The organism is Marinobacterium lutimaris, assembly GCF_900108065.1.
GTDB lineage: Bacteria > Pseudomonadota > Gammaproteobacteria > Pseudomonadales > Balneatricaceae > Marinobacterium_D > Marinobacterium_D lutimaris.
In genome coordinates this window covers 573,061-598,851 of record NZ_FNVQ01000001.1, presented here as the reverse complement: position 1 = coordinate 598,851, position 25,791 = coordinate 573,061, and the positions used below count along the sequence as shown (strand labels likewise).

19 protein-coding genes are annotated in these 25,791 nt (G+C 58.2%); 11 read left to right on the top strand and 8 right to left on the bottom strand.

Annotated elements, in window-relative coordinates:
• Nucleotides 1–125: 125 nt before the first annotated feature.
• A complete protein-coding gene (gene bamE / locus C4S72_RS02810) occupies nucleotides 126–488 on the bottom strand; it encodes an outer membrane protein assembly factor BamE domain-containing protein (RefSeq protein ID WP_146071851.1) in 363 nt (120 codons plus the stop codon).
• A 367-nt stretch (nucleotides 489–855) separates the two neighbouring features.
• Between bamE and C4S72_RS02805 the strand changes: the two genes are divergently transcribed.
• The 3 genes from C4S72_RS02805 (at nucleotide 856) to C4S72_RS02795 (ending at nucleotide 2,262) form a co-directional block, all read left to right on the top strand.
• Nucleotides 856–1,455, top strand: coding sequence for a hypothetical protein (locus C4S72_RS02805; protein WP_104001543.1), 600 nt, complete (start codon nucleotides 856–858; stop codon nucleotides 1,453–1,455).
• A 40-nt stretch (nucleotides 1,456–1,495) separates the two neighbouring features.
• Entirely contained in the window at nucleotides 1,496–1,840 is a 345-nt protein-coding gene (locus C4S72_RS02800) for a hypothetical protein (protein WP_104001542.1), read from the top strand.
• A gap of 83 nt (nucleotides 1,841–1,923) precedes the next feature.
• Nucleotides 1,924–2,262, top strand: coding sequence for a tRNA-binding protein (locus tag C4S72_RS02795; protein WP_104001541.1), 339 nt, complete (start codon nucleotides 1,924–1,926; stop codon nucleotides 2,260–2,262).
• Between the two features lie 102 nt (nucleotides 2,263–2,364).
• Here C4S72_RS02795 and C4S72_RS02790 read toward each other — a convergent pair whose 3' ends face one another.
• Entirely contained in the window at nucleotides 2,365–4,260 is a 1,896-nt protein-coding gene (locus tag C4S72_RS02790; RefSeq protein ID WP_104001540.1) for a propionyl-CoA synthetase, read from the bottom strand.
• A gap of 459 nt (nucleotides 4,261–4,719) precedes the next feature.
• On the opposite strand from C4S72_RS02790, the gene C4S72_RS02785 reads away from it, so the two are divergent.
• The gene (locus C4S72_RS02785; protein ID WP_104001539.1) at nucleotides 4,720–6,390 is read left to right on the top strand and encodes a diguanylate cyclase domain-containing protein; all 1,671 of its coding nucleotides are present in this window, start codon (nucleotides 4,720–4,722) and stop codon (nucleotides 6,388–6,390) included.
• Here C4S72_RS02785 and C4S72_RS02780 read toward each other — a convergent pair.
• Nucleotides 6,387–6,860, bottom strand: a complete 474-nt coding sequence (locus C4S72_RS02780; protein ID WP_104001538.1) for a GNAT family N-acetyltransferase — start codon at nucleotides 6,858–6,860, stop codon at nucleotides 6,387–6,389. The genes C4S72_RS02785 and C4S72_RS02780 overlap by 4 nt on opposite strands.
• 128 nt (nucleotides 6,861–6,988) lie before the next feature.
• Between C4S72_RS02780 and C4S72_RS02775 the strand changes: the two genes are divergently transcribed.
• On the top strand, nucleotides 6,989–8,023 hold the full coding sequence (locus C4S72_RS02775; protein ID WP_104001537.1) for an alpha/beta hydrolase: 1,035 nt from the start codon (nucleotides 6,989–6,991) through the stop codon (nucleotides 8,021–8,023).
• A 9-nt stretch (nucleotides 8,024–8,032) separates the two neighbouring features.
• On the opposite strand, the gene C4S72_RS02770 is transcribed toward C4S72_RS02775, so the two are convergent.
• The gene (locus C4S72_RS02770; RefSeq protein WP_104001536.1) at nucleotides 8,033–10,201 is read right to left on the bottom strand and encodes a PepSY domain-containing protein; all 2,169 of its coding nucleotides are present in this window, start codon (nucleotides 10,199–10,201) and stop codon (nucleotides 8,033–8,035) included.
• A gap of 256 nt (nucleotides 10,202–10,457) precedes the next feature.
• On the opposite strand from C4S72_RS02770, the gene C4S72_RS02765 reads away from it, so the two are divergent.
• Nucleotides 10,458–11,573: an HD domain-containing phosphohydrolase gene (locus C4S72_RS02765; protein ID WP_104001535.1), complete on the top strand. Its 1,116-nt coding sequence runs from the start codon at nucleotides 10,458–10,460 to the stop codon at nucleotides 11,571–11,573.
• A gap of 95 nt (nucleotides 11,574–11,668) precedes the next feature.
• Here C4S72_RS02765 and C4S72_RS02760 read toward each other — a convergent pair whose 3' ends face one another.
• Complete coding sequence (locus C4S72_RS02760) at nucleotides 11,669–12,820, bottom strand: iron-containing alcohol dehydrogenase (protein ID WP_104001534.1); 1,152 nt, start codon at nucleotides 12,818–12,820, stop codon at nucleotides 11,669–11,671.
• Nucleotides 12,821–13,116: 296 nt separating this feature from the next.
• Between C4S72_RS02760 and metH the strand changes: the two genes are divergently transcribed.
• The 5 genes from metH to C4S72_RS25875 all read left to right on the top strand — a co-directional run bounded on the left by metH (nucleotide 13,117) and on the right by C4S72_RS25875 (nucleotide 21,070).
• Entirely contained in the window at nucleotides 13,117–16,842 is a 3,726-nt protein-coding gene (gene metH / locus C4S72_RS02755) for a methionine synthase (protein WP_268807671.1), read from the top strand.
• 395 nt (nucleotides 16,843–17,237) lie between these two features.
• A complete protein-coding gene (locus C4S72_RS02750; RefSeq protein ID WP_104001532.1) occupies nucleotides 17,238–18,674 on the top strand; it encodes an ethanolamine ammonia-lyase subunit EutB in 1,437 nt (478 codons plus the stop codon).
• On the top strand, nucleotides 18,674–19,516 hold the full coding sequence (gene eutC / locus C4S72_RS02745; protein WP_104001531.1) for an ethanolamine ammonia-lyase subunit EutC: 843 nt from the start codon (nucleotides 18,674–18,676) through the stop codon (nucleotides 19,514–19,516). Before C4S72_RS02750 ends, eutC begins: the two co-directional genes overlap by 1 nt.
• A 19-nt stretch (nucleotides 19,517–19,535) precedes the next feature.
• Nucleotides 19,536–20,903, top strand: a complete 1,368-nt coding sequence (locus C4S72_RS02740) for an ammonium transporter (RefSeq protein WP_104001530.1) — start codon at nucleotides 19,536–19,538, stop codon at nucleotides 20,901–20,903.
• 2 nt (nucleotides 20,904–20,905) lie between these two features.
• The gene (locus C4S72_RS25875; protein ID WP_200826647.1) at nucleotides 20,906–21,070 is read left to right on the top strand and encodes a hypothetical protein; all 165 of its coding nucleotides are present in this window, start codon (nucleotides 20,906–20,908) and stop codon (nucleotides 21,068–21,070) included.
• 127 nt (nucleotides 21,071–21,197) lie between these two features.
• Here C4S72_RS25875 and C4S72_RS02735 read toward each other — a convergent pair whose 3' ends face one another.
• The 3 genes from C4S72_RS02735 to C4S72_RS02725 form a co-directional block, all read right to left on the bottom strand.
• Complete coding sequence (locus C4S72_RS02735; RefSeq protein WP_104001529.1) at nucleotides 21,198–23,807, bottom strand: sensor domain-containing diguanylate cyclase; 2,610 nt, start codon at nucleotides 23,805–23,807, stop codon at nucleotides 21,198–21,200.
• Entirely contained in the window at nucleotides 23,807–24,847 is a 1,041-nt protein-coding gene (dctP, locus tag C4S72_RS02730) for a TRAP transporter substrate-binding protein DctP (RefSeq protein ID WP_104001528.1), read from the bottom strand. The genes C4S72_RS02735 and dctP overlap by 1 nt, the downstream gene beginning before the upstream one ends.
• Before the next feature lie 113 nt (nucleotides 24,848–24,960).
• Nucleotides 24,961–25,746, bottom strand: a complete 786-nt coding sequence (locus C4S72_RS02725) for a transglutaminase domain-containing protein (RefSeq protein WP_104001527.1) — start codon at nucleotides 25,744–25,746, stop codon at nucleotides 24,961–24,963.
• Between the last annotated feature and the right edge of the window lie 45 nt (nucleotides 25,747–25,791).

Genomic DNA, 25,791 nt, shown 5'->3' with positions numbered 1-25,791 from the left:
TCACCCTCTGCAGTAATGGTCTAAAACAGGATCAAGAGCCAGAGGCGGGATGAACTTACTGGACTCATCTACCTGACCAGCGCGCCAGAGAGCTCACCAAACAGGTCATCGAACAGGTCACCAAACTACAGGCTATCAAGCATCTGGTTACAGGTCGCCAGCGGCGCCGCAAAGGGCGAGTATTCCGTGGCATCCACATCCACGTTCACCGCCTTGTTGCCCTCGAAGGTGATGATCATCTCGCATTTGCCTTGGGTCGCTTTTTTATCCTGGATCATATCGGAGTGGTAGGTCCACACGCTTCTGTTGCCGCCGATATTCTCCACCGTGCGCGGCTCCCCCAAGGCTCGCTGCACCGCCTGCGGGTTTTGCTTGATCAGATATTCGCTGACCTCATCGGCGGTCACAAAGCGGCTGTTGGTGGTGGCGCAACTTGCCGTCACAAGCCCGAGGATAGTTACCGCTAACGCACTCGTTACTCTTTTCATACTAACCATCGATTCTGGTCCTTCTGGTATCAGGGTGATGAACTATGCACTCAGATCCAGCTTCCCGACAAACAGTTCACTGACCAGCGCTTTAACTTTTCGTAAAGCGCCCCGTAAGCCGATCAGCCCCTTCGGAAAATGCCGCTAATCTGCTACTTTAAACGCCCGTTGGAATTTTGCGTCGATCAAGGAAGAGCCGCGCATGAACGACTCACGGTTAACTGGGCATACAAAAGTGAACAAAGTTTTAGGTTTAACAGCAGCGTGCATTTTCTGCTGGAGCGCCGGCAGTCAAGTCAGTCGGGCTGACTCTGGGGTAAATACTCAGCCCCATCTGAGCACCGAGCAGTTCCGCATTCAGACACGCATGGCAGAGCTGCAGGCCGAGGCCAAAGGTCAGCCAGCGATCAGTTTCAGCGACGAACTGCTGCACACAGCGTCAACCGATCCCACCCTGGCATCCCTTCTGGATGAGGCCAATAAACGCTTTGAGCTTATTAAAGAGCTGCGCCAGGAAAAGCAGACCGAACTGCGCCATCGTATTCAAAGTGCCGAATCTTCCATCGACGCACAGCAGCAACAGCTGAGCGATAACCGCGACCGGCTGGCCATGGTTAATCGCAAGATCGAAAGCCTGGAGCCGGCCGTAGAGAAAGGCCTGATCGGAGAGAACTATCTCTCCGCCCTTAGCACCGAAGTTGAACAACTCAGTGCGCAAAGCGACGATCTCGAGCACAGTATCGAGCAGATCAAATGGAGCGTCGCCGAGTACTCGCTGCAGCTTCGTAAACAGGACTCCGAGCGACAAAGAGTCGTGAAGGCGCAGTTGAACACGCTGGCCATTCGTAAAAGGCAGGCTGACCGGCTGGAGGAAAAACTGGTGGCCAGCGAAAGCGTCAGTCAGAGCCAGAAGCGCGGCTACCAATCTACCGATTCGCAGAGTTTTCTTCACAGCTCCATGGAGTAGTCAAAGCTGGCTACTCCAGCCCAGAGAACCTCCCTTCTATATGAGAAAAACCGACAAAAAGACCGATAACGCCATACGCCTGGCGCTAACCGAGGCCTGCGAGATCGCCCTGACGCGGCATCCTGGCTTTGAGTGGCTGACGCATCTGGTCGACTACAATCGCTTCCCCGAGTCCCTGACGGTGGTTTGTGTCTTTGACACGACTGCCAATCTGGCAAAGACCGATCAGCAGGCGCTCAGTACACTTATTCTGGACAAGCTGGCCGCTAGCAACATCCGCGTGAACAACCCGCGCCGCCTGGTTCGCTGTGATTCCGAGGAAAGCTGCCTCGCTCAGCATGATGGCCGCTGGCATGAGCGGCTCAGCCGGTTCACCGTCCACTAAAAAGCCCGCAGATAACCAGATAGTGTCAGGTGCCGTTGGCGCAGCCACGGCTAGCCTCAGGCAACCTGCATTAAGGAAGTAGTATGGAACCTATAGATTGGAGCGACTTTCAGAAGGTCGATATCCGCGTTGGTACGATCGTCGAGGTAGAGGATTTTCCACAAGCCCGCCGCCCGGCTTATAAACTGAAGGTGGACTTCGGCGCTGAGCTTGGCATCAAGAAATCCAGCGCGCAGATCACCGAGCTGTATTCGAAGGAGTCCCTTCTGGGCAAGCAGGTATTGGCGGTGGTGAACTTTCCACCCAAGCAGATCGGTCCGATCATGTCTGAATGCCTGGTTACAGGACTGCACCGGCCCGATGGTTCCGTAGTGCTTTCAGGCGTTGATATGGAGCTGCCCAACGGCGCTCGTCTGGCCTGACCCGTTATTTAACCTCGCCCGGAGAAGGGCATAAAAAAGCCGCGCCCTTAATGGCGCGGCTCCAACACTCCGGTGATAACTCTTATTTTTATTCGCGCATTCCTATGCGCGTTGCACCAGTCCGTGGTCATCCATGATCTCTTCAATCTCCGCCAGGCTTGCCGGATCATCGATGGTGGACGGAATGGTGTATTCCTGACCATCGGCGATCTGACGCAACAGCTTGCGCAGGATTTTGCCTGAACGGGTTTTAGGCAGACGCTGCACAACGATGGCGCGACGGAAGCAGGCGATCGGACCGATCTCCTTGCGCACCATGGCGACCAGCTCGGTCTGCAGCTGCTCTTCATCCTCTTCGGCACCATCTTTCAGCAGCACCAAGCCAATCGGTTCCTGACCTTTCAGCGGATCGTTGATACCGATGACCGCACACTCGGCCACGGCCGGATGCGCCGCGACGATCTCTTCCATCTCGCCGGTGGAGAGACGGTGACCGGCCACGTTAATCACGTCATCGGTGCGGCCCATGATGAAGACGTAGCCCTCTTCATCCTTGTAACCGCCATCGCCCGACGTGTAGTAACCGGGGAAATCAGCCAGATAACCGGTACGGAAACGCTCGAAATCGCCCCAGATGGTGGGCAGGCAGCTCGGCGGCAGCGGCAGCTTGAGCGCGATAGAACCCTGCTCTCCGGCCGGCAGTTCCTGGCCATCGACGCCGAGAATTTTGACGTTAAAGCCCGGCACCGGCAGCGTGGATGAACCCGCCTTCGGCTCTTTGGGCTCGATCCCCATCAGGTTGCCGCAGATCGCCCAGCCGGTTTCGGTCTGCCACCAGTGGTCGACCACCGGCTTGCCTGTTTTACCGACGGTCCAGTCGTAGGTCGGCGGATCCAGACGCTCGCCGGCCATAAAGATCGTCTGCAGCGAAGACAGGTCGTAGTTCTGAATCAGCGCAGCTTCCGGATCTTCTTTCTTGATCGCACGGAAGGCGGTGGGCGCCGCAAACAGTGCCTTCGCCTTGTACTCCTCAACCACGCGCCAGAAGGCTCCGGCATCCGGGGTACGCACCGGCTTGCCCTCGTAAACGATGGTGGTGCAACCGGCCAGCAGCGGGCCATAGACGATATAGGAGTGGCCAACGACCCAGCCCACATCCGATGCGGCCCAGAACACGTCGCCCGGCTGCATGTTATAGATCGCCTTCATCGAGTATTTCAGTGCCACGGCATGACCGCCGTTATCGCGCACCACCCCTTTCGGCTTGCCGGTGGTGCCGGAGGTATAAAGGATATAGAGCGGATCGGTGCCTTTGACCGGAACACAGTCGGCAGGCTCGGCCTTCTCCATCTCTGCAGCCCAGTCCAGATCGCGACCTTCGGTCAGCTTGGCGATCGCCTGCTCGCGCTGCAGGATGATGCAGGCATCAGGTTTGTGCGCCGACATCTCGATCGCCTGATCCAGCATCGGCTTGTATTCGATCACCTTGGCGACCTCAACGCCGCAAGAGGCTGATACCACCACCTTGGGTTCCGCATCGTCGATACGTACGGCCAGCTCATGGGGAGCGAAGCCACCGAATACAACGGAGTGGATCGCACCCAGGCGCGCCACGGCGAGCATGGCGATCAGCGCTTCCGGCACCATCGGCATGTAAAGCACTACCCGGTCGCCCTTGGTGACGCCCTGCGCCTTCAGCACACCGGCAAAGCTGGCTACCTGGTCACGCATTTCCCGGTAGGTGAGTCTGCTTTTGGTGCCGGTTACGGGTGAGTCGTAAATAAGAGCATCCTGGTCACCCCGACCATTTTCCACGTGAAAATCCAGCGCCATGTAGGCGGTGTTCATCTCACCGTCGGCAAACCAGCGGTAGATACCGTTTTCATCTTTGGAAAGGATCGTTTGGGGTTGGGTGTACCAGGGAAGATCAGACGCTTTTTCCGCCCAGAAACCTTCGGGATTCTCGACAGACTTGCTGTATTCGGCTTGGTAGGACATGGCACAGGTCCCTTTATCTCTAATTGTTAGACGCTGAAATTGTCAGGGGTATTATGATTTATTGTTGACACATCCCCATCGTCGCCATGCCACTGTAGCTAAAGAATTGGATAAAAGAGATACGACAAAAGGCGTAATTTTTGTATGAGTTATCAACAAATACTGCAACTGCAGTAATCAGAGCGTGATTTCGGTGACCGACGTCAATTTTTATACCCCGTTGATGAAAGAGGCAAAGTGTCGACACTTTAACAATCTGCCCGTTAACCCAGACACTTCGGCCTTCGTCACCGAAAACACCAGCGCCGACAAATCCACAGATACTCTCACCGGGTCACCAGCGACCTGATGAGCACGGACCCCATCAAATGCATCAACGGCTGCTTAAATAGTCTCTTGTCATAGATAAACCCCTACCGCTATCCTCCTCAAAACAACGTTTGTGATGGGCAACAGTTAATGGGTTTCGGTTGGGTTTCAGCGCTGGTGGGTATTGCGGTTCTTGCCGGCGTTACGGTCAGAAAACGGGCCTCTATGCCCCCCGCCGATGTACCGCTGACCGACCATCTGACTCAGGCGATCCTGCGCATCGAAGCCGACGGCAAAATCAGCTATGCCAACCCCGCTGCCGCACGCCTGCTCGGCTATGAGCTGGGCACACTGATTGGGCTCAGTGTCGAGGCGCTGGTGCCCGAGCAGCACAGACATCATCACGACCACTGGCGCAAGGCATTCAACCAGTCCGGTCGTTCACGCCCGATGAATCAGCTCGGCTCGCTGATCGCCCGTCACCAGTCTGGCCGCGCAATCCCCGTGCATATCGAGCTCTCATCAATCCCCGGCCCCTCCTCGAAACGGGTTGTTCTCGCCACGCTGATCCCGCGCGACGATAACGCCGTGGTGATGGAGCAGCTGCAACAGGATGCCGGTGTCGGTACCTGGGAGTGGGATCGCCAGGAGGATAGGTTGAGCTGGTCTGAGGGCGTCTACGCCATGTTTGGCCTGGATCCGAACCAGTTCGAAGCCAGCTATGAAGCCTACCTGAGCGTGGTGCACCCGGATGACCGGGAGTCGGTAACCCGGCACGTTAACGCCTCGATGGAAAATAACGAAGCCTACGAGATCGAGTACCGCATCATTCGCAACGGCGAAACCCGCCACCTGCTGGAGCGCAACTACCTGCATCCGGATAGCGATGGTGTTACCCGCCATATGTGGGGCAGCATCCTCGACATCACCGATAAGCGTCGCTCCCAGCGGCGGCTGCAACTGGCAGAAACCGTGTTCAGCCACTGCGCCGAGGGAATTCTGGTTTTCGATGAACAGCAGCAACTGGTGCGCACCAACCGGGCACTGCTGGATATGATGCATTGCGATGAGGAACAGGCGAGCAGCCTGAGTCTATCCGCCCTGCTGAGCCTGCCCGACTTTTCGGCGCCGCTGGACCTGGCCGCTCTGCTCGGCGAAAGTAACGAGCAGGAGTGGCGTGGCGAATTGCTGCTGCTCTCACGCACAGGCGAACCCGTTCCTGTGCTGGCCTCACTGGTCCGCCAGGAAACCTCCGAAGAGCAACACCGCCCCTATATTCTGGTCTGCACCGATATCCGCCAGCTCAAAGCCCAGCAGGCCAGGCTGCGTCATCAGGCGATGCACGATGTGCTCACGGGCCTGCCGAACCGACGCCTCTTTGCCGAGCATCTGGAGAAGGCAATCGCCACCAGCAAACGTACCGGCAAGCGCCTCGCGGTGATCTATATCGACCTGGACGGCTTCAAAAACGTGAACGATACCTACGGCCATGAGGCGGGGGATACGCTGCTGCGGGAGATCGCCGTACGCATCAAGTCGCTGATCCGCGAGAGCGACACCCTGGCACGTATCGGCGGTGATGAGTTTGCGCTGATTCTGCCGGATTGCGGCGATGACGAGATGCTGGAGGAGGTATCTGGGCGGCTGGTCAGCCACGGCGCTTACCGTTTCAACGATCTTTCCGTCACTCTGAGCCTGGGCGCCGCCTGCTACCCGGACCACAGCCAGGAAAGCACCGAGCTATTGATCCTCGCCGACCAGACCATGTATCGCGCTAAATACAGCGGCAAGAACCGTTATATCCTGGCTGACAAACGTTAACCGTCCTGGAGCAAAAGCTCGTAGTGGAGGAACTCCCGGTCTTCGGCGTAGCCGGCGGATTGGTAGAGTTGCTGCGCGGCGCTATTGCTCCTGGCGGTGAACAGCTCGATAAGACAGCAATCTGCTTCCCCGGCGCACTCCCTGACATACTCAAGTAGCGCCTGCCCCACCCCCAGACGTCGGGCAGTTTCATCCACGTAAAGATCACTCAGCAACCAGCTTGGCCGGCATTCCAGAGAAGCAAAGCCCGGATAGCACTGCACAAAACCGCAGTTTTCAGCGCCCCTGCTGGCGATAAACAGATGACTATCCATCGCCCTGAGACGTTCGCTGATAAAGCGTTCGGCCTTGGCAAGATCTGCATCATAACCGTAGAACTGGCGGTATCGATCGAACAACCGGGCCAGTGCCAGGCTATCTGAAACACTGGCGGGCCTTATCTCGATAGAGCCTGGCGTTGAACTCTGCATACTGAACTCCTGCGGGTTTGGCAGAAATCTACCACAGCCGTGCGCAGCGTCCAGCCAGGCTTTACCCCGGCATGGCGAAGCTGCTAAAACCTTGGCTTCAGCCGCACGCAGAAAACAGGGAGATTCTGATGAACAACCGTATTCTGGAAATCAACGGTATAGATCCGCGCATCAAGGCCACCTTTGGCGCCTTACCACCGAACAACATGCGTGACTTCGATAGTCGCGAAGATCTGATCGGTGCCGCCAACAGCGATAAAGCCAACGCCACCCGCGCCCTGTTCAATCAGTTTCTCGAAGCCAATGATAACCCTGCGATCGCTCCCGATAACGGACTGCTGATCCAGGATTACCAGTTCACCTCAACGCCGGATGGCAACCGCTGCAACCTTCGCTTTATCCGGCCGGATACTGACGAACGCCTGCCCTGCGTTTACTACATCCACGGCGGCGGTATGCAGTTCATGTCCTGCTATGACGGCAATTACCGTGCCTGGGGCAAGCTAATGGCGCGCAAGGGCGTAGCAGTGGCGATGGTGGACTTTCGTAACGCCATAGTGCCCTCATCGGTGCCGGAGATCGCGCCCTTTCCAGCCGGGCTGAACGACTGTATCAGCGGCTTGAAGTGGCTTTGGCAGCAACACAAGGCGTTGAATATCGACCCTGCCCAAGTGGTGATTTCCGGCGAAAGTGGCGGCGGCAATCTGGCCATCGCGACAACGATGAAACTGAACCGCGACGGCGAGGCTGACCGGCTCAAGGGGCTATTTGCGCTCTGCCCCTATATTGCCGGCGAATGGCCGCAGGCAAAGTACCCCTCATCCTCGGCGTTAAACGGTGTTTTTCTGCAGCTGGATAACAACCAGGGACGGATGGGTTACGGCATCGAAGCGTTTGAGCAGAAGAATCCGCTGGCCTGGCCGGGGTTCGCCACCGCAGAGGATGTGACCGGCTTTCCACCCACGATTATCAGCGTTAACGAGTTCGATCCCCTACGCGATGAGGGGATCGAATTTTATCGCCTGCTGGTGCGGGCCGGAGTGCCCAAGGTGCGCTGCCGTGAGGTGAAGGGCACGATTCATGGTACTGAACTGTTCCCGCTGGTGTGCCCCGAGATATCGGCGGACACAGCGGCAAGCCTGGTAGACTTCTGCCGCCGCTGACCCAATCATTCAGTCGAAAAGATCGCGACTGATAACACCTTCCACCACCAGGCTGTCCAGCTTCTGCTGGGCGGCCGCTTCGTCGAGCTCATAATGCTCGGCCAGCAGCGCGACGAAGGCTTCATCGGCACTGCGACCCAGGGTAGAAGCGCGACCACAGATGTAGACGCGGGCGCCCTTCTCTATCCACTCCATCACATCGGCGCTACCCTCCCTGAGCCGGTCGGTCACATAGTGACGATCCTCAGGATCCCGGGAGAAGGCAGTATCCAATCGTGAAATGACACAGGATCTGTGCCAGTCGGCCAGCTCCTGGGCGTAGAGATAATCGCCGTTACGGAAGCGGTTACCGAACATCACCCAGACGGGCCCGGCATTTTCGATCGCCGCACGCTGCTCGATAAAGCCGATAAAGGGCGCTATACCGCAGCCTGCCGCGATCAGGATAATCGGGGTGCTGACGTCCTCTGGCGGGTTGAAGCGCTCGTTGTGCGCCACTTTTACGCGACGCTGCTCACCCGGCTGAAGGTTCAGGCAGAGATCACTACTGGCACGCCCCAACACCTCTTTACCCTGCTCATCCTGGTAGCGCAGCAGGGATACACTCAGGCGAATCCGGCCCGGTGTGACACTGGAGTCGGAACCTATGGAGTAGCTGCGCGGGCGTTCGCCTTCACCGGGCTGATGCATCAGCAGATCGCCAGGCTTGAAGCTGACATCCTCAGGCACCTGCAGCTCAATGCTGTAGTTCGCCGGGCAGTTCTCGTGCTGGGTCTGGTCGAGCTGTTTACGACCCACCAGCACCGCGTCGTGACCGGTATCGACTGCATCGACAGCAGCACCATCCACATCAAGCTTCCAGCCGAAACGCTGAGACAGACCGGCCAGCCAGTTACGCCAAGGTTTCTCCGGCGCCTGATCGACTTTCACGGGTTCCTCGAGTTCTGCTGCACCGGCCTGCAGCAGCGCCTGGCGCAACTTCATACCACCACCGCAGAACGCATCGTAACGGCTGTCACCAAGCGCCAGCAGACTGAACTTCACCCCTGCCATGGCATTGCCGTTCAATCCTGAAGCCCAGGAGCGGGCGTTTTCCGGCAGTTCACCTTCGCCGGTGGTAGAGGCCAGCACCAGCACCTGGTCGTAGTGATGCCATTGCGCCGGTGCAAAGGCTGCCAGTCCACCGCTGTCCACGGCGATATCACGACGGCGGAAGCAGTTCACCGTAGTTTCTGCCAGACGCTGAGCAGTACCGGTTTGGGAGGCGTAAACAATCAGGGTTTTCGCGCCTTCGGTCAGACTCACCCTGCGACCCGCGACGCGGCGGCGATACCAGCTGATAAAGCCGGTAACGCTCAGCCCCAGCAACAGGCCACCGACAGCAAAGTTCAGCCAGCCGGACCAGGCGCCAGCCCAGGTACCTTCATGCAGCGTTTTCGGAGAGATCGCCTTGGGCGCCAGCACATGCACATCAGAAGCCGTTACCAGCAGGGTCTGATCGGCGGTAGAGATCAACGCAGAACCAAATTTGAAACGGCGCGCACTCTGCAGCTCAGACAGATCCGCCTGGGCGTCCGCCATCCTCAGCGCATCGGCCAGCTTCACGGTTTCATGCTTTCCGGGGCTGACCGGCAGCGGTGTCTCCAGAATATGCTGAGTCATCATGACCCCAGTCAGCGGCAGCAGCAGCGCCAGCGGAAACAGCCAGGCGCCCAGTTGGTGGTGCCAGCCGATCAGTGTCTTGCGAAACTTCGGCCAGCCGAGAAAGATGCCGACAATAACGATACCCAGCATCACCCAGGTAGCAAGCTCGATCAGCCAGCTCAACCCGAGCAGCAGGCTCTTATGAAAAGATTTGGTCAGTTCAAACAGCTCGGCGGCAAAACTGCTCTCGCCCGGTAGCTGTTCACCGGTTTTAAGATCCACCACTCCCTTGGGCCCCAGGTTCCAGGCCGATTCTCCGGCGCGGCTGAGGGAGCGGATACTCTGTTCCGGATCCATCGATTCCAGCGCTGCAATCAGCTGCGTGGTATCCGCCGGGGACTGGTAATTTACGCTTCCTCCGCTCTCGACCACCGGCTTCAGTGCGAGAATCATTCCGCTGATTATCACGAGTAAAAATACCGGCAATAACACCAGCCCTGTCCATCGGTGCAGCTGCAGTAACAGTGCTTTCATTCTAGCAATCCCTGGTAATACATTAAGCCATCTACATACCCTTAATATTTTAAAGTGCTTTCTAATTAAGCAGCGTTAAATAAATGTAAAGTTGGGTTAAGTTTCAGGGGCTTAGCAGGCTGATTACCCTGCACCGGGGAGCACTGATACTGACAGGATCGGAATTTAGTGCCACCTTAAAGAAGAAGGGGCATACAAACGCCCCTCCCTAAGCGCAGAACACACTAAGACAGACCTTAAGACTAGGGAAAGCCACATGCGCCAGGTCAACCAACCCTCGCTGTTAAGCAGGGTAGATACCCTTACGGAACGGCTCAGTAAACTTCATACTGACCTTCTCGATCATATTCCGCACATATCGCGGCTCGCCTGCGCGCTTTACGATCCCGACACCGATCTGTTGAAGACCTTCATCAACTGCACGCCTGAGGGTCAGGCGATCAATGCGTATGAATACCCACTCTCCGCCAGCCCGACCCTGTCAGAACTTGCCAGGAACCGCACCTGCCGCGTCATCGACCATATCAGCAATGACATCACCCCCGGCAGCACCCACTCAGACTGGTTGCTGCAGCAGGGCTATGAATCCTCGTTTACCATGCCGATGTTCAGCGGCGAGCGACTGCTCGGCTTTATATTTGTCGACAGTACTCGTGCATCACGCTTCAACAGCCAGGCCCAACGCGACCTGGTGCTGTTCTGTAACCTGATAGTGATGGCGATCGACGCCGAGTTCCGGGCAGTAAAATCCCTGCTGGCCACAGCCCAGGCCGCGAGGGAGTTTGCCCATTTGAGGGATTTTGAAACCGGCTCTCACCTCAAGCGCATGGCCCGTCTGGCGCGCCTGATCGCCCGCTATGTCGCCGAGCGCCATCAGCTCAGCGATGAAACCATCGAACACATCTTTCTGTTCGCACCACTGCACGATATCGGCAAGATCGGTATCCCCGACCGCATACTGCTAAAGCCTGGTCGTCATACCAATGAAGAACGCATCATCATGCAGCAGCATGTGGAGAAAGGCGTGGCGATCCTGCACAAGGTGCTGGATGACTATGAACTCGATCACCTCAGCGATTCCCGCCTGATGTTGAACATCGTCGCCTACCATCATGAATTCATGGACGGCTCCGGTTACCCCAACGGCCTGAGCGGCGAGCAGATTCCCATCGAAGCGCGGATTATCACCGCCGCCGATATTTTTGACGCGCTCACCAGCGCCCGACCTTATAAGGCTCCCTGGTCGCCAGGCGATGCGCTTGAAGAGCTAGAGCGGATGGCCAGGGCCGGCAAACTCGATGCCGACTGCGTCGATGCGATTAGGCATAATTTCGACGAGGCCTGCCGGATTATTACCGAGCTTTCGGATTAAGCGAGAAAAAGTCGGCAACCGAAAAAATAACCATGGTTCTGAGCATAAAAAAGGACGCCCCAAGGCGCCCTTTCTATACGTTACGGACTTAGCAATTACAGCGCTGAGCGGAATACCGCGGCCACTTCCGCATCGCTCAGGGTGCGCGGGTTGGTCAGGCGGCAAACGTCTTTCTGCGCGTTTTCCACCATGGTCGGAATATCCTGTTCCTTCACGCCCAGCTCTGCCAGGGACTTGGGAATACCCACATCCTGCGCCAGCGCTTCTATGGACTCGATCGCCAACATTGCAGCTTCGCGTTCAGACAGACCTTCAGTGATCTCACCCAAGGCATCGGCAATATCGGCGAAACGCTCGGTTTTGGCGATCAGGTTAACGCGGCTGACGTGCGGCAGCAGCAGCGCGTTGCAGACGCCGTGCGGCAGGTTGTAGAAACCGCCCAACTGGTGCGCCATAGCATGCACATAACCAAGGCTCGCGTTGTTGAACGCCATACCGGCCAGGTACTCGGCGTAGGCCATTTTGTCACGCGCTTCCATATCGGTACCGCGGGCCACCGCTTTACGCAGATACTGGCCGATCAGGCGGATCGCCTGCAGCGCGCAGGCATCGGTGATCGGGGTCGCGGCAGTTGATACATAGGCCTCAACCGCGTGGGTCAGCGCATCCATCCCGGTGGCGGCGGTCAGTGCCGGCGGCATATCAACCATCAGCTCCGGATCGTTAATAGCGATATCCGGTGTCACACGCCAGTCCACGATCGCCATTTTCACGTGGTTGGAGGTGTTGGTAATGATGGTGAAACGGGTCATTTCACTGGCGGTACCGGCGGTGGTGTTAACCGCGATGTACGGCGGCAGTTTTTCCTTAGCCTGATCCACACCTTCATAGTCGTGGATCTTGCCGCCACCGGTGGCTACCAGGCCCACCGCTTTACAGCAGTCATGGGCGCTACCGCCGCCCAGGGAGATCAGCATATCGCAGCCATGCTGCTGGTAAACCGCCAGCCCCTCTTCCACGTTGGTATCGGTGGGGTTGGGCACGGTGCCGTCGTAAACCACGCTCTCGATACCGGCGCTGCCGAGCAGCTCGGTGAGGCGTGCGGTGTAACCCAGCGCAGTCATACCCTTATCTGCAACTACCAACGGCTTTTTGCCGCCGAGCGCGCGCACGCGGTTCGGCAGATCCTGAAAGCATCCAGCCCCCATCAGCGATACATTGGGGACAAAAAATTCCTGAGTAGCCATGGTACGTACCTCCATTTATGTCATTAACGGATGCTGCATTCCAACACATAGAGCAACTGCATCACTGGCAACCAGTGTAGTGATCGAAATCGGTTAACACGTTGATCTGAAGCGTGAAAAAGCTCGATATCCGGCTCTCTTTTACAAACGCTCAGTTGCATAAAATGCATTTGAAACACATCTGCGACATATGTGAGAGCTTCTCACGACAAAATGAGACAGGCTCAGGGAGATGACGGTCGTTTTGCAGTACAATGTGCGCCCTGAGTTTTAACCGGACCTATGGAAAGCGACACGTGAGCGACACCAATTTGCAGAACACCCTGCCCTTACGCGCCTCTCTGGAGAGCACCCTGAAAAACCGCATCATGATTCTTGATGGCGGTATGGGTACACAGATTCAGTCACTGGGGCTTCAGGAAGCCGACTATCGTGGCGAACGCTTCGCCGACTGGCACCTGGACGTAAAGGGTAACAACGACCTGCTGGTGCTCACCCAGCCGACCATGATTCGTGATATCCACCGCCAGTATCTCGAAGCGGGCGCCGATATCATCGAGACCAACACATTCAACGCCACGCAGATCGCCATGGCGGACTACGAGATGGAGTCGCTCTCGCGCGAAATCAACGTCGCCGCCGCGCGCCTGGCAAAAGAGGCCTGCGCCGAAGTCAGCGCGAAGACGGGTACACCCCGTTACGTTGCCGGTGTCCTGGGCCCGACCAACCGTACCGCCAGTATCTCGCCGGATGTGAACGACCCGGGCTACCGTAACGTCACCTTCGATGCACTGGTGGAAGCCTACACCGAGTCCGTCGACGGCCTGATCGAGGGTGGTTCCGATATCATCCTGATCGAAACCATTTTCGACACCCTGAACGCCAAGGCGGCGATCTACGCCGTTGAGCAGTACTTCGACGATCACGATATCCGTCTGCCGGTGATGATCTCCGGTACCATCACCGACGCGTCCGGCCGCACCCTTTCGGGCCAGACCACCGAGGCGTTCTGGAACTCCATTCGCCACGCAAATCCGATCAGCGTCGGCCTCAACTGTGCGCTGGGTCCGAAGCAGCTGCGTCAGTATGTCGAAGAGCTGTCCCGCGTGGCCGATACCTTTGTATCCGTGCACCCCAACGCCGGTCTGCCCAACGCCTTCGGTGAGTACGATGAAACGCCGGAAGAGATGCGCGATGAGATCCGCGAATGGGCCCAGTCTGGCCTGGTGAACATCGTCGGCGGCTGCTGCGGTACCACACCCGAGCATATCCGCGTGATCCGCGAAGGCCTGCTGGATCAGGATCCGCGTGAACTGCCGGAACTCGCCGTTGAGTGTCGTCTGTCCGGCCTGGAGCCGATGAACATCGGCGCCGACACTCTCTTTGTTAACGTCGGTGAACGTACCAACGTCACCGGTTCTGCCCGCTTCCGCCGATTGATCAAGGAAGGCGACTACGAGACCGCTCTGGAAGTCGCCCGTCAGCAGGTGGAAAACGGCGCCCAGGTGATCGATATCAACATGGATGAGGGGATGCTCGACGCCATCGCGGCGATGAACCGTTTCCTCAACCTGATCGCCTCCGAGCCCGATATCTCCCGCGTGCCGGTGATGCTCGACTCCTCCAAGTGGGAGGTGATGGAAGAAGGCCTGAAGCGTATTCAGGGCAAGGGCGTGGTCAACTCCATCAGCCTGAAAGAGGGCGAAGAGAAGTTTATCGCCCAGGCCCGCAAGATCCGTCGCTACGGCGCTGCGGTCGTTGTGATGGCGTTCGATGAAACCGGCCAGGCCGATACTTATCAGCGCAAGATCGAGATCTGCGAACGCTCCTACCGGGTGCTGGTCGACAAGGTTGGCTTCCCGCCGGAAGATATCATCTTCGACCCGAACATCTTCGCCATCGCCACCGGTATCGAAGAGCACGACAACTACGCCGTGGACTTCATCAACGCCACCGGCTGGATCAAGAAGAACCTGCCCTACGCCAAGGTGTCCGGCGGCGTCTCCAACGTGTCGTTCTCCTTCCGCGGCAACGACAAGGTGCGTGAGGCGATCCACTGCGTATTCCTCTACCACGCCATCCAGAAAGGGATGGACATGGGTATCGTCAACGCCGGCCAGCTGGCGATCTATGACGACCTGCCGGAAGATCTGCGCGAGCACGTTGAAGATATCGTGCTGAACCGTCGCGAAGACGGCACCGAAAGGATGCTGGAACTTGCAGAGAAATACCGCGGCGGCGCGTCTGAATCCTCGGTGCAGCAGGATCTGGCCTGGCGCGACTGGCCGGTCAACGAGCGTCTGTCTCATGCACTGGTCAAGGGCGTGGCCGACTATATCGACGAAGACGTTGAAGAGTGCCGCCACAACTATGAGCGCCCGCTGCAGGTGATCGAAGGCCCGCTGATGGACGGCATGGGCATCGTCGGCGACCTGTTCGGTTCCGGCAAGATGTTCCTGCCGCAGGTGGTAAAATCCGCCCGCGTCATGAAAAAGGCCGTGGCCTACCTGATGCCTTACATCGAGGAAGAGAAAGCCGGCAACGCCAGCAGCTCCGCCGGTAAGGTGATCATGGCCACCGTGAAGGGCGACGTGCACGATATCGGCAAGAACATCGTCGGCGTGGTCCTGCAGTGTAACAACTTCGAGATCATCGACCTGGGCGTCATGGTGCCGGCCGAAAAGATCCTGCAGACCGCCCGTGACGAAAACGCCGACATTATTGGTCTCTCCGGCCTGATCACGCCGTCACTGGATGAGATGGTCCACGTGGCGAAAGAGATGCAGCGTCAGGGCTTCACCATCCCGCTGATGATCGGTGGCGCCACCACCTCCAAGGCGCACACCGCGGTGAAGATCGAGCCGAACTACAAGAACAATCAGGTGGTACACGTTACCAACGCCTCCCGTTCTGTCGGCGTCGCCTCCGCCCTGCTGTCGGAAACCCGCCGCGACGCGTTCGTTACCGAAATCAAGGCAGACTACCAGGCCGTGCGTGAGCGTCATGCCGCGCGTCAGAACGACCAGCGCCGTGTCACCATCGAAGCCGCCCGTGACAACTGCTTCAAGATCGACTGGGACAACTACACCCCGCCGAAACCGGTGCAGCCGGGCATCCAGGTGTTCGATGACTACGACCTGGAAGAGCTGAGCCACTACATCGACTGGACGCCGTTTTTCCAGTCCTGGGAACTGGCCGGCCGTTTCCCGCGCATTCTCGATGACGAGATCGTCGGCGAGGAAGCGCGCAAGCTGTTTGAAGACGCCAAGCTGATGCTGCGCGATATCATCGATAACAAGAAGCTCAAGGCGCGTGCCGTCATCGGCCTGTTCCCGGCCAACTCCGTCGGCCACGACGATATCGAGCTGTACACCGATGACAGCCGCGATACCGTGAAGATGCGCCTGCACCACCTACGCCAGCAGATGCAGAAAGTCGAAGGCAAGCCGAACATGTGTCTGACCGACTTTGTCGCACCGAAAGAGAGCGGCAAAGAGGATTACGTCGGTGCCTTCGCGGTCACCGCCGGCATCGGTATCGATGAGATCGTCGCCGCCTATGAAGCCGATCACGACGACTACAATTCCATCATGATCAAGGCGCTGGCCGACCGCCTGGCGGAAGCCTTTGCCGAGCGCATGCATGAACGGGTACGTAAGGAGTTCTGGGGCTACGCGGCCGATGAGAGCTTCGAGAATGACGATCTGATCCGCGAGCGTTACACCGGTATCCGCCCGGCGCCGGGCTACCCCGCCTGCCCGGATCACACCGAGAAAGCCCTGCTGTGGGAACTGCTCGATGTGGACCACACCGCTGGCATGACCCTGACCGACAGCTACGCCATGCTGCCCACCGCCGCCGTCAGTGGCTGGTATTTCAGCCATCCGGACTCCACCTACTTCGGTGTGGCCAAGATCAGCGAAGATCAGGTGGAAAGCTACGCCAAGCGCAAGGGTATGAGCATGGAAGATGCTGAACGCTGGCTGGCGCCGAACCTGGGCTACGAGCCGGAACAGGGCTGATAGCCGATAAGAAAGATCAGGCGGCGCGGGCTAATCCCCCGCCGCTTTCATCCCACAGAAAGATCCCCTCACCTTACTCCTGCTAACCCCACTGCTCCGGCGCGCACCTCTCCTGTCGCACGCTCCCCACCCGGTTCACTGCACTTGATGATGCATGCCGCACCCAATAAGTGCACCCAGGTCGCGTTAACGACTGCGCGCGTCGCCCTTAAAACAGCCAACGCTGTTCGTATACATACAGAAAAATACCCATAGACAATTGTTTTTATTAAATAAAAACGATTTTGCCGATTTGCGATACCGTTTTGGTATCTACTTTGCAAATACACTACCGAGCACAAAAAATTCCCCTGAGTATATTTTTTAGGGGCCAGGCGGTTCGGTAGAGGTTTTCCATGGCAGCGACACCAGGGTCACAAAATACCCAGAGCCAGGGCTACAAATATATGTTGGGCAGCCGCACCTATCAGTTCTCTGATCTCAGCCAACTGATGGCCAAGGCCACCCCCGCCCGTTCCGGCGACCGACTCGCCGGTGTGGCAGCGGAATCAGCAGAAGAGCGCGCCGTCGCGCAGCGACTGCTGGCCGAAGTCCCTCTGAAACAGTTTTTGCAGGAAGCACTGGTCCCCTACGAACAGGACGAGATCACCCGTCTCATCATGGACGATCACAGTGTCGAGGCGTTCGCGCCGATCTCCCATCTGTGCGTAGGCGACTTCCGCAACTGGCTGCTCAGCGATGAAGCGACCAGCGAGATGCTCTCTAAAGTGCGCGATGGCATCACACCGGAGATGGCCGCAGCGGTCAGCAAGCTGATGCGTAATCAGGATCTGATCCTGGTGGCCAAAAAGTGTCATGTCATCAGCGCATTCCGTAACACCATTGGCCTTCCCGGACATCTTTCCACCCGCCTGCAGCCAAATCATCCTACCGATGATGCCACAGGCATCGCGGCAAGCATGCTGGACGGCCTGCTTTACGGTAACGGCGATGCGGTGATCGGCATCAACCCCGCTACCGATAACGTCGCCCAGGCCACCAAACTGATGCAGATGATGGATGCGGTGATTCAGGAATATGAGATCCCGACCCAATCCTGCGTCCTCACCCATGTGACCAATACGCTTGAAGCGATTGAACAGGGTGCGCCGGTTGACCTGGTGTTTCAGTCTATCGGCGGTACGGAAGCCACCAATTCCAGCTTCGGCTTCAACCTTGCCAACCTGGCTGAAGCACGTGACGCCGCACTGTCGCTTAAGCGCGGCACCGTGGGCGATAACGTCATGTATTTCGAAACCGGCCAGGGCAGCGCCCTGTCGGCCGACGCCCACCACGGCCTGGACCAGCAGACCTGCGAAGCACGCGCCTACGCGGTGGCGCGCAAGTTCAAGCCGCTGCTGGTGAACACCGTGGTCGGCTTCATCGGCCCGGAATATCTGTTTGACGGCAAGGAGATCATCCGCGCCGGGCTGGAAGACCACTTCTGCGCCAAGCTGCTTGGCCTGCCGATGGGCTGCGACATCTGCTACACCAACCACGCCCAGGCCGACCAGAACGATATGGACAACCTGCTGACGCTGCTGGGCGTCGCCGGATGCACCTTCATCATGGGCATCCCCGGTTCCGACGACATCATGCTCAACTACCAGACCACCTCTTTTCATGATGCGCTTTACGCCCGCCGCGCACTGGGCCTGCGTCCGTCACCGGAATTCGAGCAGTGGCTGACCAGGATGCAGATTTTCCAGGATGCCGGACGGTTCACACCCAGCGTGGAACTGCCCAGCTCTTTCGCCAAGCCACTGCAGCGTGCACTGGGAGGTCGTCACTGATGGGTCACTCCGATAAGCAGTATGTCACCCCTAACGCCTGGCAGGCGCTGCGTACCTACACCGATGCCCGTATCGGTCTGGGACGCGCAGGGGTCAGCCTGCCCACCTCCGAACTTCTCGATTTTCAGCTCGCTCATGCACAGGCACAGGATGCGGTGCATCAGCCACTCGATGTCGGCGCACTGGTCGAGCAGATAAACCCTTTGATTTACGAATGCGGACTCGATCCCTGCCATAGCCTGCAGAGCCGTGCCCCGGATCGTCCCACCTACCTGCAACGTCCCGATCTGGGCCGCCGGCTGGATGACGCCTCTGCCGAAATACTGCGCCAATACGCATTTACCAATCACCGCGCCTATGACCTGGCGATCGCCGTGGTCGACGGACTCTCTTCCCGCGCTATCGCAGAGAACACCCAGCCGTTTCTGACCGAGCTGTGCAGCGCGCTCAAGCACGACAAGGATGAATGGAGCCTCGCGCCGTTGAGCATCGTGACCCAGGGGCGGGTGGCGATCGGTGACGAAATTGGCTACCTGATCAACGCCCGCGCTGTACTGGTGATGGTCGGTGAACGCCCCGGGCTCAGCTCTCCAGACAGCCTCGGGCTGTACCTGACCTGGGATCCGCACGTGGGCCTGAAAGACGCCCGCAGAAACTGTATTTCCAACGTCCGCAAAGCGGGCCTGGATTATCCCGATGCAGTACGCAAGCTGATGTACCTGCTGAAGGAGTCACGCCGGATGCAACTCTCCGGCGTGCAGCTGAAAGAGCGCTCTGAAGAGCCGGTGATCGAAGGAGCACAACCGCAACAAAACTTTTTGATTTCGAACGAAAAACCCTAAAAAACCCGAGGACAGTACTATGGATGAAACTCCAACCCTGCAGTCGTTGCAGGCTGCTCTTGATGCCCAGCAGGCGGTATTCGAGATGCACCAGTCAATGAACGTCGAGGTGTTCTATTGGTGGTGCACCGCGATCATGATCATGATTCACGCGGGCTTCCTGGCTTATGAAATGGGTGCTTCGCGCAGCAAGAACGCGCTGGCCGCCGGTATCAAAAACATTCTCGCCCTTGCGGTGATTATTCCTACCTTCTACCTGTTTGGCTGGTGGATCTACAACGCTTTCCCGGGTGGTCTGGTTCCGACCGACGCCTCTTTCGCCCTGCCCTGGTCGCAGAGCATGGGTCCGGACGTACAGGACATGGGTAGCGGTATCTTCTGGGCGGCCTTTGCCCTGTTCGGCGCCACCACCGGTTCCATCCTGTCCGGTGCGGTTATCGAGCGTATCCGCGTCAGCGCCTTCCTGATTCTGACCATCGTACTGGGTAGCGGCGCCTGGATTCTGGCCGGTGCCTGGGGCTGGCATCCAGACGGCTGGCTGCTGACCAAGCTGGGCTACCATGATGTGGGCGCTTCCGGCGTTGTACATGCGGTTGCCGGCTTCTTCACCCTGGGTGTGCTGATGAACCTGGGCGCCCGTAAAGGCAAGTTCATCAACGGCGTGGCACAGACTATTGCTCCGCACAGCCTGCCGATGACCCTGATCGGTCTGATGATGATCATCTTCGGCTTCTTCGGCTTCCTCGGCGGCTGCATCATCTTCAACGGCGGCGACACCGGATGGACCACCATCTACGGCAACCCGACCAACCTGTCTGCCTTCGCCTTCAATACCCTGATGGGCTTTGCCGGCGGCGTTATCGGCTGCTACGTGGCTACCCGCGATCCGTTCTGGACCATGTCCGGCGGCCTGGTCGGCATCATCTCCGTAGCTGCTGGCCTGGACCTTTACGATCCGGCTCTGGCCTTCATCATCGCAACCTGCATGGGTCTGCTGGCGGTTTGGTTCGCCAAGTTCCTGGAAAACCGCGGTATCGATGATGCGGTTGGTGCGGTTGCAGTGCACGGTTTCACCGGAGCGATCGCTGTCATCCTGGTGGGCATCTTCGCCGCCGGCACCCCGAACATGGGTGACGCACCGGCCATCACCTTCGTCGGTCAGCTGACCGGTGCAGTCGTGATGATCCTGCTGGGCTTCATCCCGGGCTACGCGGTGTCTGCTGCGCTGAAAGCTGCAAACATGCTGCGCGTACCGGAAAACTGCGAAGTGATCGGTATCGACGAGGTCGAGCTCATCGCCAAGCCTTACCCGGAATCCTCCACTCCGGCATCAGTGCCGAGCGAAGTTCCTAACAAACTGGCTAACACCGAAGCACAAGGAGTCTAATCATGGGTACATCAATTACCAGCTGGGAAAATGTAAGCGCCTATTTCACCTTCGCTGACAACCCGATGGCACTGGCCCTGTTCACAGTGGGCGTCGTGGCCATCGTCGGCGGGCTGATCGGCTCCATCGTGAAACACGAAAACGAGGCATTCGAAGCACACAAGTGATCGAATAACGCCAGCGTAAGTAGTCAAAAAGCCGCTCCCTTTCGGGTAGCGGCTTTTTTCGTTATCGGCACGGGAGAACGGGCAGCCTATCGGCGCGGAGGCGCACCTCCCACGGGTAGCGTAGCAGCTATTTTTCTGTAGGAGCGACGCCCTCGTCGCGATCAACCACCTGGATAGGAGTTTCCAGCTCCACCCGGTTCCTGCCGGCATGCTTGGCGCGGTAAAGCGCATCATCGGCTCGAGCCAGCATCTCCCTGGCACTGTCGCCAGGACGGATTGCTGCAACACCGAAACTGCAGGTCTTTTCGCCAATCACCGGAAACTCGGTTGCCGCAATTTTCTGACGCAGGTTTTCCGCCAGCTGGCGCGCGCCCTCCGCGGTACTGTGGGAGCAAACCACGAGAAACTCCTCGCCGCCCCAGCGCCCGGCATGGTCACTTCGTCGCGTGGACTGGGTCAATAATTTGCCGACCCTACGCAGCACCTCATCACCCACCGCGTGGCCGCAGGTATCGTTAACCGCCTTGAAATGGTCCACATCCATCATGATCACGGCACAACAGCTACCGTAGCGCTCAAAGCGATGGACCTCTTTCTCCAGCAGCTGTTCTATGTTCGCCCGATTACTCAGGCCTGTGAGCATATCGGTAGTCGAGAGCCGCGCCAGCTCACTATTCTTGCGCTCCAGCAGCTCCCGGCTACGGGTTTCTTCAGTAATATCGCGCAGCGTACCTATATAACGCTGATCGCCCTGGCCCGTGCCCTGGTAGCGCCGGGCGGAGAACGCTACCCAACGCTGTTCACCCGTTTCTGTCAGCAGACGCGCCTGACATGCCCAATGACCCTCGGCCGCGGCGATACAGTTTCGCCAGCTGTCGGTCACGCGTTGCCGGTCTTGCTCCTGCAGCGAGTTCACCCAGTTTTCATCATCGAGATCTCGCAGGTCGCGGCCGAAAATTTCGCGGCAGCGCCGGTTTGCGTAAAGAATCCGCCCCCTGCTGTCCGCCTCAAACAACCCCTGGGGAAGATTGTCCGAAAGCACGCGAAACCTCGCCTCGCTCAAGCTCAACGCCTCTTCCGACTCACGCCGCGCGGTGAGATCAACCATGCTGATTGCAACGGTATCGATCCTGTCGCCGCTGGCGATCACCGGCTTACCCGTTACCCGGATAAAACGCTTGCCCAGGCCGCTAAACTCAATCCACTTCTCCTGGACGATGCGTTCACCTTCGGCGATCCGGTCCACAAAGGGCTTAATCTCCCGTTCGAACTCCTGCTGACCGTACAGGTCTTTAACGTGATGTCCCTCGATCTCTTCGCGGGAGAGGCCGAGATAATCCAGGTGACGCCGGTTCACCTGGCGGTAACGGTAGTCGGTGCCCAGCATCGCCAGCAGCTCGTCTGAGACATTAACGATCTCGCGATAACGCAGCAGACGGGTTTCCGCATCCCGCTTGTCGGTCACATCGGTACTGATCGAGATATTGCAGGACACCTCGCCATCCACATCCTGAACCGGCGAGATCAGCAACTCCTCGATCCGTTCCTGACCGTCTTTCATCCGAGTGACGAGCTCCCCTTCCCAGGAAAGGTGCTGACTGACCGCCCGCCTCAATTCGTCACGGACAGTATCCGGGGTACGTTCGGAGAGGAGGATATCCGGCTCCTGGCCAAGGATCTCATCCATACGGTAGCCGGTACGCTGCACAAAGCTCTTGTTGACGTAGCTGATCCGTCGGTTCAGGTCCGTCACCATCACCGAGCACGGCATCTGCTCAACCGCCTGATAAAGACGATACAGCGCGTTATTGGTCTGCTGCTCCCGCCTGGCACTCAACCGCCAGTAACGCATAAACACCAGCGACAGCACGCCAATAAACATGAACCCGCCCAGCACCACCAACGAACGACGCATCCAGGGCAGCAGTACATGGGTACTATCCAGCACCGCTACGGCACGCAGAGGTTGCTGTCTCACCTGGCGAATGGCTATCAGTTCGCCGCCCTGGTCCAGCACCTGATTGCGGGTATTGAAATCCTGCAGCGGCAGCGCCTTGATCAGCCCAAGCGTCGCAGTCAGATCGTTATCTGAGGCGGTGATCGGTTCAACATGGTTGCTCACATCCACCATGAATAGCTGCTGATGGGTATAGAAACGGCCGCTCTCAAGTTCAGCCAGAACCGCATCGCGATCCAGTTCCGCGACCAACACGCCGCTCGGCTCCTCGCCGTAGCGCTGCACCAGCACAGCCGCTGCCAGTTGCCCGGCACGCACATTCATCTGCGACTGGATACGCCCTTCTAGCATCTGCGCCAGCCATACAGGCATGCCCGGAGTGGAGGAGCGCTCCCCCACCGAGACCTGAAGATTCCCATCGACGCCATAAAGTGTGAGGCTGTTCAGGTAGGGAGACTCGAGAATATGCCTGAACATCTCCCGCCTCAGGGCGGGCTGATCTTGTGCGGTAAGATTGCCGCTTTCGAGCTCTTCACGCACCTCATGCAGGCTATGATCGGCGCCGGCAAAAGCCATATCGAACGCATTGGTAAACGCCCGTACTTGCAACTGCATGCGGCCGGCGGCTTTATCCAGCGTTTGCCGGTAATCCCAGTAGAGGCCCCAGGCCAGACCCAGCGCCATAGCGCCGAGCAGCATAACCAGAACAGCAATAACAGCAGCCCCCGGGGCTTTAACAGATATAGGTTTGGGAACAAGGCTAAACAATCGGTTACTCATCAATGATCCAGTGTTTTCTCTGCCTGGGTGACCAGTTGCGGATCGATACCGACCTGAGCGACGATGCCCGCTTCCTTGCGACGGGCGATTGCCCGCCACTGCGCCAGTGCGGCCTGATCAGGTACGACAATACTGATACCGTTAACCTCCAGCTCTCTGCGCGCGGCATTCTGTGCCGCGATCGCGTCCTCACGCTCCTGATCGACGACACCCTCCCAGGCCTGATCGACCACCGTTTTGAGATCATCCGGAAGCCCGTTCCAGAAGCGCCCTCCCAGCAGCGGAACGTACTGGGCGAAATACTCGCGATCTTCAAATACGTACCTGATGCCACTTTCCCACAACGCTGCACTGCGCACCGTCTCGTGGGTCGATAGCATTCCGTCCAGGCGTTTATCTCTGAGCGCCTGGGGTAGATCCGGCCAGGCGATCACCTTGGCCTCGGCACCAAAAGCCTCCAGCCGTTCCTGGTTGGCGATGCCGCCCGGGATCCGGATCCGCAGCCCCTGCAGGTCTTCATGGCTACGCACCTGCTGCTCGGAAAAATAGAGTTGAGCATGGCCGAGATCCAGCCAACGCCCCGGTACATGGACCGAAAGATCACTCTCTATGCGGCGGCTGATCTCGATGCCAAGTTCGCCATCCCGCACCCGATGCTGTTCTGCCGCCGAAAGACCGTAAAACAGCGGCAACATGTAGACGCCGATATCCGGCACGTAGCGATCAAGCTGCCAGGTTCCCGGCACCGCCATCTCCACCTTGCCTGCCGCCAGCGCCGCAATCACATCCCGATCCCGAAACAGCCGTGCGCTGTGATAAAACTCCACGTCGATCTGCCCGTCGCTGGCCGCCTCTACGCGCTCGGCAAAGCGTGCCAGGGCGCGGGTCTGAACGTGGGAGGGAGTATTTTCTGTGGAGATACGCAGCAGGTAGGTCTGCGCAGCACTGACCGGAGAATAAAACAGCGCGGCGAGCGCTACTGAAGCGGCGGCGCCGATAGTTGCGCACTGACCGCATAGATTACTGCACCAGCCTGCCATCCCCTGCTCCTTGTCTGCGAATTAGAACAATTCTATGGCATACAGCACCGGGGATGAACGTCAGCGCCAAGCAGATGGAAGAAAGATTGATCTGAGTTGTATATTCAACCCGACTAACCTAAACGCTTCACTTCCACATGTTGGATCCGGGGTTGAACCGGTGGGCCAAATTGGTTGTAGATCGCTACATCGGCCGCATCACGACCATAACCGATGGTGACATAGCCGCCCCGGAGTTCAGCCTGGGTCGGATCGAAGGCATACCAGCGGCCACCGACATAGGCCTCAAACCAGGCGTGCAGATCCATGGGCTGAAGCTCGTATAGATAGCCGACAACCATACGCGCCGGAATGCTGAGACTGCGGCACAGGGCGATACCGATATGGGCAAGATCGCGGCAGACACCGGCGCCGCGCTGGTTGATCTCGGCCGCCGAGGCCGGCACAGCACTGGTGGCAGGCTCGTAGCAGATATTGTTCCTGACCCAGGACTCGATCGCCGCCACCTGGTCATAGCCAAGGTAACAGCCGGCGGTGATCTCGGTCGCCATATCGCAGAACCGGTCAGATTCGCAGAAGCGACTCGGGAGCAGGTAATGAAGCACGGAGTCAGGCAGAGTCTGGATCTCCATGAACGCAGCGCCAAATCCCCGGTCCATGGTCTCCGCGGTTCTTACATCGGAACGGGTGGCGATACGAAAGCCTCCGGGCGGAGCTACCAGGCGCTGACAGAGATTGCCATAGGCATCGGAAAACTCGAAAACCGGCACATTGGGATCGATAAAGTATTCCTCCCGAGACACCCACTGCTGGGCACCGCTGCGCGCTCTCAGCATCAGGATAAACGGGGTCGGAACAGCGATATCAAAATTCAGCTCACAGCTTGTCTGCAACCACATGAATGCTCCGCTTCGATGGTTAACGCTGTGCCAGTGTGGACCATC